The following is a 12,792-nucleotide window of genomic DNA, read 5'->3' as shown; positions in this document are numbered from 1 at the left end:
GCACAGGCTCTCTCCACCGCGCCAAATTTTCTCCCTCCCCACGGGATCATGTCATTTTTATAGTGGTTCACATGATCTTCCCAAATATTTTAATGACCGATTTGTGTTAATTAGAGTCCATATATTTATCTTCTTCTATTCGCCAGCAGTGGTGGTGGTTCTCCAGTAAATGGGTTGAATCGACTGATCGTTCGTGCTTCTATACCTGAAGCGCGCATCACCTTGCGGTCACCATGTTTGTCTCGTATTTTGTCCATGGCTTGGTAGAGGCGAATGACTTCCTCACTATCTTCGAATAGATTGATTTGATAGTGTCCCTCAGCCAAATGGCTGAATCTCACGCCGATGAGTCTGACGAGTAGACGCTTGTTGTAGAGCCGATCGAACATTTCCAGCACTTTTGGTATCAGCAAGTGGTCGGCAGAGGTGTGTGGAATTTTGTTTTGCAGCGTGTAAGTGTTGAAATCTGAATATCGAACCTTTACGGTAATACAGGCTGTCAGTTTTTGGCCTCTTCTGAGCTGAAAAGCCAGGTTTTCTGCCATGTCCAGCATGATGGCTTTGAGTTTGGTTACATCGGTAGTGTCTCTGTCGAAGGTTCTTTCTGTAGAGATGGATTTTCGCTCCTGATGTGGAATAACGGGTGAGTTGTCTATGCCTTGGGCTTTTTGCCACATTTTTATACCAGACAAGCCGAAGGTTCTTTCCATCAGTTCTACGGGCATTTCCTGAAGCGTTCGAATGTATCGAATACCTAGCTGGCGAAGGGCGTGATAGGTTTTCTCTCCTACCATAGGAATCTTTTTTACCAGTAATGGAGCGAGAAATGATTTCTCTTGTCCAGGCATGATCTGCAGTTGGTTGTCCGGTTTGATTTCGTTGGTGGCTACTTTTGAGACTGTTTTATTTTGCGATAGCCCAAAAGAGATGGGGAGGTGGGTTTCCTTTACTATCTTTTTTTTGAGTTCGGAGGCCCATTGCATACAGCCAAAAAAATGATCCATGCCGGTTAGATCAATATAGAACTCATCGATAGACGATTTTTCGAAAAGCGGCACATTGTCCTGGATAATTTGGGTAACGGCTTTAGACTTTTCGGTATAAAGCATCGAATTGCCTCGAACGACGATGGCTTCCGGGCAAAGCTGCAAGGCCATTTTCATGGGCATGGCTGAGTGGATGCCAAAAGCGCGAGCTTCGTAGCTGCAGGAAGCTACCACGCCTCGATCCGAAGTGCCACCAATCAACACAGGTTTGCCTATGAGCTTAGGCTCGATCAGCCGCTCACAAGAGACAAAAAAGGTGTCCAGATCCATGTGTACAATGGATTTTTGGTAGCTCATATTCTTTTGAAGTTTTCGACAAAAATACTAAATAAAATAGTAATAACTAAAATAATTAGTAAATTTAGAATTCTTTCAAATCGTTAAAAATGGGACGTTTGCTAGAATATTTGATTCTTTTTTCGCCTTCTATAGGAGTGAGGCTTGACGTTGCTGAGTTCAAAAGACAATTTGAGAGAAGGTATGGTTATTTTGAGAGTAGTCACTCTATTGGTCATATTACTGTAGGAAACATACTTATTCCTTCGGGTAAAGAAGGATGGTTTTTTGTACACTTGGCTGCTCAATTAAGAGAAATTGAATGTTTTGAATTCAAAATCAAGGGCTTTGAAAAGTTTAGGAGCTCTTGTACTATCTATGCTTGTTTTGAAGAAATCGGAAACTTTAAAATGGTTAGTGAGGCTCTTCGACGAACTTCACAAATACACTATTTGAAAAAACTAAGAGAAATTACTTTTACACCACACCTTACAATTGCTAAACAATTAAAGCCTCAAGTACTCGAAAGGGCCTACTATCCTGAATATTGTATTAAGGAATACGAGAAAACTTTTGACGCTTATGAATTGATAGTTTTGCGAAGGGCTTATCAATGGCAGAAGTATGAGTTGTTTAGAAAGTTGCCTTTAATGGATGCTAACTTTTATTGCTAATAGGTAGAGATCTTATTTTTTTTTAAGCTTGGAAAGGAGTTTTTCAATAAAATTGAGGTCTTCTTTATCTCTTGCTTGATTTCTCCCTCGGACAGCTGCTTGTTTTAGTAAACTTAGGTCTTCTAGACCTATGATATTGATTTTAATTCCATCGAGTTCTATTTTTTTAATTCTTTGATAGGCATATTCAAAATCAACAACATCTAGTTTTTTAAGTATTTCAATACGCAGTGGTGGTTTGCCAATACCAATCATTTTAGGAACTAAAAACATTTCTTTTTGGAGGTCATTAGGAGGTATGCCATAATCAATAGAGGCTTTGATTATTCTATCGGCATTCTCTTCAGTCGCATTAATGTAGATATCCAAATCATTGGTTCCTCGCATATGACCGTATGCTCCCATTGCAAAACCACCAATGAGCATATATTCTACATGATGGTTATTCAGCTCAATGATGAATTCTCTAAAATGACCAGGAAATATATGATTCTTAATACTCATCTTCAATATAGTAGATACTCTTATCTGGCTTATGGTTTAAGGTATCAATACTGAACATGGCATGCAGCATTCGAACAAGTTTACAATAATCAGTTAGATTTTGACTCATAGATTTTTCTAGAGCTAGGGCTATTTCTGAGTCTAGTAAATCTTCGTTGTGATCAATATATGATATAGTTCTTGTCTCTTTATTCATCTATTTGAAATTAGGTGAAATGGCCTTGAAATCCAATGATCAAAAGAAGTATTAAGCAAGAATTGAACCATCTGCAAACTATAAAAGAGGTTGTCTATTTAGACAACCTCTTTTCACAGATGAGAGTTTTTAATGATTTCTATTCATGATTCAATGCATCCACTGGATTGGCTGTTGCCGATTTGAGTGTCTGATAACTGATGGTGATGGCCGTCACAGTTAATACCACCAGACCTGAATAAATGAATGAAGTCCACCCGATGTCTATACGGTAGGGGTAGTTGTCGAGCCACTGATCCATGAGGTAGTAACTTACCGGCCACACGATCAGGGTCGCACTACCTACCAAAATGAGAAACTCTTTGGAGAGCAACTGGATAATGTTGAGTATCGAACTACCTAGCACTTTTCTGATGGCAATCTCACGAGCACGCTGGATGGCGGTGAATGAGGACAATCCGAATAATCCTAGACAGCCTACGATGATGGCGAGAATGGAGAAGGTGGCGAATAGGTCTTTGAATTGCCGCTCCGATTCGTAGTAGCTATTGAAATATTCGTCTAAGAAGAAATAGTGAAATGGATTGCCGGGGAAGCTCCTGTGCCATTGTTCCTCAATGGAGGCAATGGCCTGAGTGGATTGATCCATATTTACTTTGATCATAAAGTACTCTGAATTAGACCCACTGAGGTATATTAAAGTTTTGGGCTTTTCCTCCTTCAGGCTTTCCTGATGATAATCAGCGATTACACCGACTACCGATGGACTCCACCTAAACCGTTCTATTTCTATTCTTTTGCCTATGGCATCTTCTGGCTTTTCAAAACCTAAAGCACGAGATGAGTTTTCGGTTAGGATGACCAAACTATCCAAATCATCACGCATCTCTTCAGAAAAGGCTCGGCCAGCAATGACTTCCATGTTCATAGACTCTGCGAAATCGAAGTCAATCCCTGCAATACTCAAGGGGAGAGCTTCGTCTTGGCTTTGAAGGTTAGTGCGGATGGGTGTTTTGAAACGGAGTTTTTTACCTGGTAGCAAAGTAGAGCCTGCTACTGATATTATTTCAGATCTTTGTTTCAAACCCGTTTTGAAAGATTTGACTCGGTTTGACCTTACTTCTCGGGAGGTATCTTGTTTGGGCGGACGTTCCACTACAATGGTTTGTTCCATGTCGAATCCTAAATCTTTGGATTGCATGTACTCCATTTGGTCAAACACGGTGGCTGTGCCAACAATAAGGGCTACTGACATTGCAAACTGAAAAATTACTAGAGCCTTTCTCAAAGCTACACCACCAGAAGAAGTTTTAAGTTTACCATGAAGAACTTGAGCAGGTTTGAATGAAGAAATCACAAATGCGGGATAGATTCCTGACAAAAGTGATCCCATCAATACAACGCCAGCCACCATAATCCAAAACCAAGATTGCGTCCAGATGACATAGCTCAACGGTGTGCCACTTAGATTGTGAAAGAGGTTTCCAGTTATAAAAATGATGGCAAAAGCCAACAGCATGGCCAATCCATTGATGACCAGTGACTCTACCAAAAACTGAGCAATCAGCGAAGACCGATAGGAACCCATTACTTTTCGCAGACCTACTTCTCTGCCTCTATCAAATGATCTGGCTGTACTTAGATTGATGTAGTTGACCCAGGCAATAATCAAGATGAAGTAGGCAATGATGGAAATATAAAACACACCGTCTCCATTGCCATTTACTTCTGCCTCATCGGTGAGTTGAGAGTAAAGATGAATGTCTTTGAGTGGCTGTAGGGACAATACGTCTTTTCTGTTTCTCTCTTTATTTTCCGGATTGTATTTATCCACAAGAGCGGGAAACTGGGATTCTAATTTTTTGGGGTCCGCTGTAGGCTTTAATTGGACATAGGTATAAAAGTCTTTTCTTCTCCAGCCATTGCCATATCGTCTTTTTGCCCAACCGCTGCCGTCGGTGTCTCTGGTATATAGTGTGTTGAATGAAATTAGTACATCAAATTTGAGGTGCGTACTTTCAGGCACGTCCTGGAATACACCAGTCACGGTGCATAGTTCATTGTTGAAGTCATCATCCTCCAAGCGGAGCAATTTGCCCATGGGGTTTTCATTTCCAAAATACTTTTTGGCCATGGATTCTGAGATGACAATAGTATGTGGTTTTTCGAGGGCTGTTGCGGCATCTCCTTGGATCATGGGTACGGAGAACATGGGCAAGAAGGCTGCTTCAGCATACAGGAACCTTCTATGTTTCAATACCTGAGGGTTCTGTTCTCCATTTTCAGAAGTGATGATTACATTGTTTTTGGAGCCCATATTGTAGAGCTTGGCCGAGCTGATGACTTCTGGAAAATCTTCCAACATAGCAGGCCCAGCACCAGGATAGTTTTCCGAACTTTTATAAACCAATTCTCCATTTTGGTAAACATCCAGTTGCACACGATAGATGTTTTCTTTGTCGGCTACATGGTTTTCATAGCTTTTTTCGAATGCGACAAAGTGATTGATCATCAAGAAGGCAGCAAGTCCTATGGCCAAACCAAATATGTTGATAAATGAGTAAAGCCGATTTTTGAGGAGGCTTCTAAAAGCCACATTGAAGTAGTTTTTTAACATGATTGTGTGATTTGAGTGTATTATTGAGTTTTCTGTAATTGGTCTCATTAGAGAAGGCCTGAAAAGCTGTAGCACCTGAATAAAGTATCTGAGTTGGGGATACTTTTTTCGCGTTTTTACATTGTATCCGTAGATCTCATCCAGATCACCAGATATGTCCACCCAGTAATCCGGGTGACAATAGAATTTGAAAAACTTTGATGCTAGTTTTTTTATCATCTTATTTTTAGATCAAGAGCAATTTTGGGGATTGAGTCCCAAAGCCCTGAACGAATTTCTTTTGAATGTGTAAGTGCCTTTTTGCCGTAAGCGGTAATTCTAAAAAAGCGTTTGGGTTTCCCCCCTCTTTCTTTATCTGGCTCCCCAAGTCTACTATCCAAAAATCCTTTTTTCTCTAGTCGACGAAGCGTCGATTGCAGTGCGCCGATGCTTACACTTCGTTGACCTCTTTCTTCGATTTCGTTTTTGAGAGCCACTCCGTATGCTTCATCATATAGTACACCAACGGTGAGCATTACGATTTCTTCAAATTCGCCTAATTGATATTCTTTCATAACTATTTCATTCAATTACTACTTTGTAGTATTGCTAAGCTAAATCAGATTTATCTATAAGCAAAGACTATTTTGTAGTATTGATAATATGAAGATGCTATTCGACCTTAAAAAGTTGCAGTCTTCAAAAAATTAATTGGAATACTGACTGATTAATCCTTCTTTGTAGGCCCTTCCTATGGGGATGATCTTTTGGTCGTCCAGGTAGATCTGATTGCCCATGAGCTTTGTGATTTTACTGGTATTGACCAAGTAGGATTTGTGTACTCTAAGAAATTTATGTTGGGCTAGTTTTTCTTCCCAATTTTTTAGTGTTTCCGACGATAGATGTTTCTTCTGAGTAAGATGAATTTCGGTGTAGTCTGCATCTGATTTGATAAAATAGATGTCGGTCAAATTAATGCGTATGTGTTCATATCCAGATTTAATGAAAATGTCCTGGACAGGTGCTTCTTTGGTTTGAATAGTATTCTTTAATGCAGATACTTTGGATACGGCCTTTACAAATCGCTCAAATGAAAAGGGTTTGAGTAAATAATCCACCACATTGAATTCATAACTTTCCAAAGCGTAGTCTGAAAATGCGGTGGTCAGTATCACATGTGGAGAATTAGAAAGTGTTTTCAAGAAGTCTATTCCCGATAATTTGGGCAAATGAATATCCAAAAACAGTAGGTCTACTTTTTGAGAGTTGATGGTATCCAAAGCCTGCAAGGCATTAGAATAGGTGCCTACTAAATTCAGCGTACCTATGTCTTCAATGTACCTTTTCAGAATACGTTGGGCAGGAAGCTGATCTTCGATGATGATGCAATTCATTTTCTAATGATTCAGATCCATTTTTAACTTTACTTCATACTGATTTTTAGATTTTACGATATCTAATGTATGAGCGTTTGGGTAAAGCAATTGTAGCCTCTTCCTTACATTTTCTAAACCTATCCCACTATTGATGTCCTGCGTATTGGTTTGATCCATATAGGAATTGATACAGGTAAATCGCAACTCACCTTGCGGTGATACTTCTAATGCTATCGATATTTCTATGTCTTCTGTCTGACTAGACGAACTATGTTTGAATGCATTTTCCACAAATACTATCAATATCAAAGGAGCTATCCGATGATCTTGTGTAAGTTTTGGCATTTCAAAATTTACTACACCCCGTCCTTCTATTTGTAAATTGTTAAGATTGATGAAGTTGCTGAGATGCTCTATTTCTTTGGATAAAGAGACGTAATTGGCTTGACAGTCATAAAGCATATACCTCATCACTGCTGACAATTCTAATATGATCGTAGGAGTTTGAGGAGAGTTTTCTATGGCGTGAGCATAGAGGTTGTTTAGGTTATTGAAAAGAAAGTGAGGGTTGATTTGAGATTTCAGAAACTGAAGCTCACTCTCTTTGACCGTGTCTTTCAATTCTTCTACTTCTTTTTGCTTGCCTAGCGCATCCCAGGCAAATTTAAACCCAGAAAGAATGGCAATGATAGGAAGCATATTCAGCAAGTTTCCCAAGGCGAAAAAATGCTGACCTCTAGTATCAGGGAAATAAATTTTTTCAAGTACGAACTCCTCCATGAGCATCATGGCCACCACGATGACTATAAAATATACACTGAATAGCAGGTGCTTTTTGGTGTAAATGTAGGATGGAAGAAGCCAATAATTAATAATGAGGGCACCTACAGCATAGTTTAAAAAGAATACATATTCGTATTCTTCAAATTGAGGGTTGTGTCGACTGTACCCATAAAATACAAAAACCACGGCATTCAATATCAATTGGAATATCGCTTCGCGTGCACTTATAAATGGTTTCTTTTGGGATGTCATTCTTCAAATATATCAAGTAGAATAAGTATTTGATAATGATTTCCGGTCAACGACACTATTCTGGGGTTGATCAACAGGGCCAATAATTTTTATTGCCAATCGAAACATATCAGCATAGTTTTACGCCAAAGCAGTAGATTAGAATATGGAACATGTTTTTGGAGCTTTTGATGCCCCCATCCAAGTTAAGTCTATAGAACCTTTCGGGGGAGGCCTGATCAACGATACTTTTAGGGTTCGAAATAAAGAAGAAGGAGGGGATGGCTTCCTCCTTCAACGGATCAACCACGAAATATTCAAAGATGTGACTGGTCTGATGCACAATATGGAGCTGGTTACTGAATTTTTGAATGAGAAAATTTCTTCATCAAAACTTCAAGGCACTTGTGAAACCCTGCAAATCATACCAACAAAGAACGGAACTAGTTTTTTTCAAGATGAAAATGGAAACTTCTGGCGCGTAGTTAAATTTTTGAAAGGCTATCAGTCTTATGATTATGTAGAAACACCGGACCAGGCCTATCAGGGTGCCAAAGCATTTGGACAATTTATGTTGCTATTGGACAATTTCCCAGTGCAAAATCTCAAAGAAACCATTCCAAGTTTTCATGATATAATCAAGCGATTAGATACATTCAATGAGGTCGTTTCCTCGGTTGAAAAATCTGATCGGGTGAAGGCGTGCAAAAAAGAGATTCGATATGTGAATGATTTGGCAGAGCAAATGAGTGTGATTGAACATTTGAGAAGGTCAGGCAAAATCAAAGATAGAGTGACCCACAACGACACCAAGTTCAATAATGTGCTACTTAAAGAGGATTTTTCAAGTCACTGTGTGATTGACCTTGATACTGTGATGCCGGGTATAGTGCATTATGATTTTGGAGATGGTGTTCGCACTTCGGCAGGCACAGCTGAGGAGGATGAAAAAGATCTAAGTATGGTAGATATTGATATGGAGAAATTCAAAGGCTTTGCTCAGGGTTTTATTGAAACTTCAAAGGATGTTCTTCATCCACTGGAAATAGAACATCTGGCATTGTCTGCTCCATTGTTGGCATACATTATGGGCGTACGCTTTCTGACCGATTATCTGGCCGGTGACGTGTATTACAAAATCAAGCATGAGACGCATAACCTGGATCGTGCCAGATGTCAGCTTAGGTTTACCAAGCAAATGTTGGATCGACTTTCTGACATGTCAGCCATTATTAAAGCAGTTTAGTATATATCATTCATTCCGAAGTCAGGCTTCCTTTTGATCCATTTCCCTTTGGTAAAGTCTGGAAATGGAACAGGTGTACTTCCTTGAGCTATAGATTCTTCGGATAGACAGGTTACTGCGGACCAGGTTGCACAATCATATACATCTAGAGGCATCGGAGCCTCTCTTTTTAGTGCTTCAATAAAGGCATTGATCACAAAGAAATCCATGCCACCATGACCGGCACCGGCTGCTTGATTTTCATATTTTTTCCAAAGCTTATGGTCGTATTCTTTCATGTACTTTTCATCGCTTTCCCATTTGTGCGCTGGACTCACTCCTTCTATGTGCAGAGAATTATTCAAGTCCATCCAGATTCCTTTGGTGCCCTGCACTCTAAATCCAAGAGAATAGGGTCTGGGTAGGTTGGTATCATGATTGAGCGTAATGGTTTCACCGTTTACCGTTTTAATCACGGTGGTAACTACATCTCCAAGTTTGAATTCTACATCAGCATTTTGGTGATCTTCGCCTCCCTTTGGGTGATTAACAATATAATCATGCAAACCACGGGCTTTTGAAGCTGTGCTTGTTAAGTAAGAATATCTGTTGCCTCTATTGATGTCGGTCATCATATGGATCGGACCTAATCCATGAGTAGGGTAGAGCTCTCCATTTCTGTTGATTGAATGCTGAGTTCTCCAACGGGCCTCGCTCATTCCTTTTTCTCCAAATTCTACTCCGCCACCATACAACTGCTTACCATCATTGAATTTCACAGCTCTGAGATCATGCTGATAGCCACCTTCCAAGTGAATCATTTCACCAAACATGCCTTTTTTTACCATGTTGAAAATCGCCATCACATCCCGGCGGTAGATCACGTTTTCGAGTATCATAAATGGAGTGCCCGTTTTCTCTTGCGTTTCTACCAGATCCCAACATTCTTGGATATCTGTAGCTCCGGCCACCTCGAGCCCTACAGCTACACCGGCGTTCATAGCATCAACCGCCATGGGCGTATGCCAGAGCCATGGTGTAGATACAATAACTGCATCAACATTTTTTAGCTTCAAAAGGTCACGATAAGCATAGTCTCCTTTGTTAAAGAGAGTAGGCGTTTTCCCACCTGCTTTCACCACCATGTCAGCAGCTCTGTTGAGCACTGATTCATCAATATCACACAGTGCTGTGATCTCTATGTCCTTTCTTTCCAGTGCTAATTGCACATGATTTGTTCCACGCGCACCCACTCCAATGAAGGCAAGTTTGATTTTGTCCTTTTTTTCAGCAAACAGTTCAATGGGATTCAATAGTGAGAGCGAAAGCCCTGCTAACGCTGATTTTTTGATAAACTCGCGTCGATTATTTTCGGGAAGTATCATTAGGGGATGTTGTTTAGATAGAAGTACTAATCTATAAAATTAGATGTAAAACTCAGAGGTGTGTTTGATCTCCTTTAGCACAAATGTGGTATTGAGTACACCTATGTTCTCGATCTTGGATAGTTTGTATCTAACAAACTCATGGTAGTCTTCGAGGCTTTTTACATTGATCTTGAGTATAAAATCAACCTGCCCAGCCATGTGGTAGCACTCCTGTACCTCCTCAAGATCCTGAATCTGCTTTTCAAAATTATCGATGAAGGCAGCATTATGGTACTGCATAGAAACTTGGCAGAGACCGGTCACTGACCTGCCTATTAGTTCTTTGTCTAGAATAGCTGCATAGCGTTTGATGTACCCTTCCTTTTCTAATCGACGTATTCTTTCATATACCGGTGAAATGGTAAGGTTTAGTTGGGTGGCAATTTCCTTTGCAGTGATCTTGGCATCCTTTTGCAGTATTCTCAATATGGTCTTGTCTATTTCATCCATTGCTCCGTAATTTTTGCTCTTCGTTGTGCTCTATAGATACTGTAAAAGTAAAAATTATGGTAATTAAATGGTATTACAGCTAATATTATGGTACATATTACAATTAATGATGATATGTGCTAAAATTGTTTCAGATATGAGTGTTGAACATTAACCCAAAAATTTAACAATCATGGCACGTTCCTTAATCATTGGTGCAGGCGGGCAGCTTGGCACTGTGCTTACCCAAGCCCTTCGAGATATATATGGCAATGATCAGGTGGTTCGATCTGATATGCGAGAACTGGACAATATAACTGGTCCATTTGAAGTAATAGATGCTACTGATGCAGATCGTATAGCCGAGGTCGTGCAACAATACGAGATTGAGGAGATCTATCACCTAGCCGCCATCTTGTCTGCCAATGGTGAAAGGGATCCACTAGGGACCTGGGATATCAATATGAAGACTTTGTTCAATGTTTTGGAAGTTTCAAGACTAAACGGAGTGAAGAAGGTATTTTACCCAAGTTCCATTGCCGTATTTGGCAGCGAAGTAGATCAGCAGAATACACCTCAAGCATCTTTTTTAAATCCTTCGACCGTTTATGGTATTAGCAAGGCTGCAGGAGAGAATTGGGCGCAATATTATTATCAGAGATATGGATTGGATGTCAGGTCCTTAAGGTATCCTGGAGTCATAGGTTATCAATCCTTGCCGGGAGGAGGTACTACAGATTATGCGGTTGACATTTATCACAAGGCTATTGAAGAGGAGAAGTTTTCATGCTTCCTGGAGGAAGATACTACACTGCCCATGATTTATATGGACGATGCTATTCGCGCTACTATCGAATTGATGCAGGCACCAAAAGAAAGCATAAAAACCAGAACGTCTTATAACCTGGCTGGTATGAGTTTTTCTCCTAAAGAAATTGCTGTGGCTATTAGAGAGATTTATCCAGACTTTGAAATCACTTATGACCCGGATTTTAGGCAGCAGATCGCTGCTAGCTGGCCCCAGAGTATTGATGATTCAAGAGCTAGAGCTGATTGGGGATGGAAGCCAGCTTATGATCTGAAGTCGATGACGGCTGATATGATTAAAAACTTAAAATTGAAATATTCTACAGCAGAATAAATCCTTCTTTTTAGTTTTGCGTAAGCAATAGCAAGACATGCGTAAAACCACGGCGATTATATTATCACTTTTTTATCTGCTCATAGCAGCGGATGCCTCTGTGGCTATACACAAATGTATGGGTTCAATCGAATCCATAGACTTGGTTCAGACCGCTGAAGTTTGTTGTTGTGGCGACATGAATATCGATAGCTGTTGCGAAAACGAAACAGTTGATTTGCCACAGGATCAAGAGGAGAAGGTGGTAAGTAATTATTCTTTTTCTTTTGAAAATGACGTTTTTCGGCTGATTGAAGTGCCTTCTTTACTGGTTTTGGAAAAACACAATCCAGATCAGCTAGTTTATGGATTTACTGATGTAGATCCCCCATCCCACATTCCGGCATACGTCAAGTACTGCTCTTTTACTTTCTACGGTTAATTTTTTTGATTCTAACGGGTATTCAGGGATTGTCCAGAGTACTCTACCATTGCTATCTGTACTGATATCGTTCAGATTAATTATTACAATCAAAGAATTAACAATTATGAATAGTTATAAAAATATTATTTCAATACTTATTTTGATGGTGTTGCCTGTTTTGGCTAATGCCCAAAAGAAAGATAAATCAATTGCTACCTGTGAATTTACCGTTCAGGGTGTTTGCAAAATGTGCAAGGAGCGAATCGAAGAAGCTGCTTTGATCAAAGGTGTGAAAATGACCGAATGGGATAAAACTACAGGAGTTTTCAAGGCCGTTTACCGAAAGGATAAAATCTCTGAAATGGAAATTCATGAAGCAATTGCTGCTGTAGGTCATACCACGGATCAGGTTACTGCCACTGATGAGGCTTATGGCAAACTACCCGATTGCTGCCAGTACAATGACGGTGTAAACAAACACTAAC

Annotated in this window: 13 protein-coding genes; 5 read left to right on the top strand and 8 right to left on the bottom strand. The window is 39.9% G+C overall.

Translation table 11 applies throughout. The annotated features are described in order from the left end of the window. Positions 1–125 precede the first annotated feature (125 nt). Positions 126–1,343, bottom strand: a complete 1,218-nt coding sequence (gene dinB / locus ACO6S2_RS00500) for a DNA polymerase IV (RefSeq protein ID WP_422360558.1) — start codon at positions 1,341–1,343, stop codon at positions 126–128. Between the two features lie 89 nt (positions 1,344–1,432). On the opposite strand from dinB, the gene ACO6S2_RS00495 reads away from it, so the two are divergent. Then, positions 1,433–1,996 carry a 2'-5' RNA ligase family protein gene (locus tag ACO6S2_RS00495; protein WP_422360557.1) on the top strand — a complete coding sequence of 188 codons (564 nt, stop codon included), beginning with the start codon at positions 1,433–1,435 and terminating at the stop codon, positions 1,994–1,996. Positions 1,997–2,008: 12 nt separating this feature from the next. Here the strand turns inward: ACO6S2_RS00495 and ACO6S2_RS00490 are convergent, their stop codons facing one another. The 5 genes from ACO6S2_RS00490 to ACO6S2_RS00470 all read right to left on the bottom strand — a co-directional run bounded on the left by ACO6S2_RS00490 (position 2,009) and on the right by ACO6S2_RS00470 (position 7,703). Next, complete coding sequence (locus tag ACO6S2_RS00490; RefSeq protein ID WP_422360556.1) at positions 2,009–2,500, bottom strand: nucleotidyltransferase; 492 nt, start codon at positions 2,498–2,500, stop codon at positions 2,009–2,011. A 335-nt stretch (positions 2,501–2,835) separates the two neighbouring features. Further along, positions 2,836–5,532, bottom strand: coding sequence for an ABC transporter permease (locus tag ACO6S2_RS00485; RefSeq protein WP_422360555.1), 2,697 nt, complete (start codon positions 5,530–5,532; stop codon positions 2,836–2,838). Continuing rightward, positions 5,529–5,867, bottom strand: coding sequence for a PadR family transcriptional regulator (locus ACO6S2_RS00480; protein WP_422360554.1), 339 nt, complete (start codon positions 5,865–5,867; stop codon positions 5,529–5,531). The genes ACO6S2_RS00485 and ACO6S2_RS00480 overlap by 4 nt, the downstream gene beginning before the upstream one ends. A gap of 132 nt (positions 5,868–5,999) precedes the next feature. Next, entirely contained in the window at positions 6,000–6,686 is a 687-nt protein-coding gene (locus tag ACO6S2_RS00475; RefSeq protein ID WP_422360553.1) for a LytR/AlgR family response regulator transcription factor, read from the bottom strand. 3 nt (positions 6,687–6,689) lie between these two features. Beyond that, positions 6,690–7,703, bottom strand: coding sequence for a sensor histidine kinase (locus ACO6S2_RS00470; RefSeq protein ID WP_422360552.1), 1,014 nt, complete (start codon positions 7,701–7,703; stop codon positions 6,690–6,692). Between the two features lie 145 nt (positions 7,704–7,848). On the opposite strand from ACO6S2_RS00470, the gene ACO6S2_RS00465 reads away from it, so the two are divergent. Continuing rightward, positions 7,849–8,928 carry a phosphotransferase enzyme family protein gene (locus tag ACO6S2_RS00465; protein WP_422360551.1) on the top strand — a complete coding sequence of 360 codons (1,080 nt, stop codon included), beginning with the start codon at positions 7,849–7,851 and terminating at the stop codon, positions 8,926–8,928. Here ACO6S2_RS00465 and ACO6S2_RS00460 read toward each other — a convergent pair. Continuing rightward, entirely contained in the window at positions 8,925–10,292 is a 1,368-nt protein-coding gene (locus ACO6S2_RS00460) for a Gfo/Idh/MocA family protein (protein WP_422360550.1), read from the bottom strand. The genes ACO6S2_RS00465 and ACO6S2_RS00460 overlap by 4 nt on opposite strands. 39 nt (positions 10,293–10,331) lie before the next feature. Then, entirely contained in the window at positions 10,332–10,784 is a 453-nt protein-coding gene (locus ACO6S2_RS00455) for an Lrp/AsnC family transcriptional regulator (RefSeq protein WP_084373236.1), read from the bottom strand. Between the two features lie 172 nt (positions 10,785–10,956). Between ACO6S2_RS00455 and ACO6S2_RS00450 the strand changes: the two genes are divergently transcribed. From ACO6S2_RS00450 to ACO6S2_RS00440, 3 genes are all read left to right on the top strand, one after another. Beyond that, complete coding sequence (locus ACO6S2_RS00450) at positions 10,957–11,904, top strand: NAD-dependent epimerase/dehydratase family protein (protein ID WP_422360549.1); 948 nt, start codon at positions 10,957–10,959, stop codon at positions 11,902–11,904. Positions 11,905–11,941: 37 nt separating this feature from the next. Beyond that, entirely contained in the window at positions 11,942–12,325 is a 384-nt protein-coding gene (locus tag ACO6S2_RS00445; RefSeq protein ID WP_422360548.1) for an HYC_CC_PP family protein, read from the top strand. 106 nt (positions 12,326–12,431) lie between these two features. Next, positions 12,432–12,791 (top strand): heavy-metal-associated domain-containing protein, encoded by a 360-nt coding sequence (locus ACO6S2_RS00440; RefSeq protein WP_422360547.1) that lies wholly within the window; start codon positions 12,432–12,434, stop codon positions 12,789–12,791. Position 12,792 lies beyond the last annotated feature (1 nt).

This window comes from Reichenbachiella sp., assembly GCF_965233835.1.
In the GTDB taxonomy this organism is placed as follows: domain Bacteria; phylum Bacteroidota; class Bacteroidia; order Cytophagales; family Cyclobacteriaceae; genus Reichenbachiella.
Note: the sequence above shows the minus strand (reverse complement) of the source record. Positions and strands in the feature narration are given on the sequence as shown.

Excerpts from the sequence above, each read along its gene's own strand:
- dinB (WP_422360558.1), bottom strand. The coding sequence starts at position 1,343 with ATGAGCTACCAAAAATCCATTGTACACATGGATCTGGACACCTTTTTT.
- ACO6S2_RS00495 (WP_422360557.1), top strand. The coding sequence starts at position 1,433 with ATGGGACGTTTGCTAGAATATTTGATTCTTTTTTCGCCTTCTATAGGA.
- ACO6S2_RS00490 (WP_422360556.1), bottom strand. The coding sequence starts at position 2,500 with ATGAGTATTAAGAATCATATATTTCCTGGTCATTTTAGAGAATTCATC.
- ACO6S2_RS00485 (WP_422360555.1), bottom strand. The coding sequence starts at position 5,532 with ATGATAAAAAAACTAGCATCAAAGTTTTTCAAATTCTATTGTCACCCG.
- ACO6S2_RS00480 (WP_422360554.1), bottom strand. The coding sequence starts at position 5,867 with ATGAAAGAATATCAATTAGGCGAATTTGAAGAAATCGTAATGCTCACC.
- ACO6S2_RS00475 (WP_422360553.1), bottom strand. The coding sequence starts at position 6,686 with ATGAATTGCATCATCATCGAAGATCAGCTTCCTGCCCAACGTATTCTG.
- ACO6S2_RS00470 (WP_422360552.1), bottom strand. The coding sequence starts at position 7,703 with ATGACATCCCAAAAGAAACCATTTATAAGTGCACGCGAAGCGATATTC.
- ACO6S2_RS00465 (WP_422360551.1), top strand. The coding sequence starts at position 7,849 with ATGGAACATGTTTTTGGAGCTTTTGATGCCCCCATCCAAGTTAAGTCT.
- ACO6S2_RS00460 (WP_422360550.1), bottom strand. The coding sequence starts at position 10,292 with ATGATACTTCCCGAAAATAATCGACGCGAGTTTATCAAAAAATCAGCG.
- ACO6S2_RS00455 (WP_084373236.1), bottom strand. The coding sequence starts at position 10,784 with ATGGATGAAATAGACAAGACCATATTGAGAATACTGCAAAAGGATGCC.
- ACO6S2_RS00450 (WP_422360549.1), top strand. The coding sequence starts at position 10,957 with ATGGCACGTTCCTTAATCATTGGTGCAGGCGGGCAGCTTGGCACTGTG.
- ACO6S2_RS00445 (WP_422360548.1), top strand. The coding sequence starts at position 11,942 with ATGCGTAAAACCACGGCGATTATATTATCACTTTTTTATCTGCTCATA.
- ACO6S2_RS00440 (WP_422360547.1), top strand. The coding sequence starts at position 12,432 with ATGAATAGTTATAAAAATATTATTTCAATACTTATTTTGATGGTGTTG.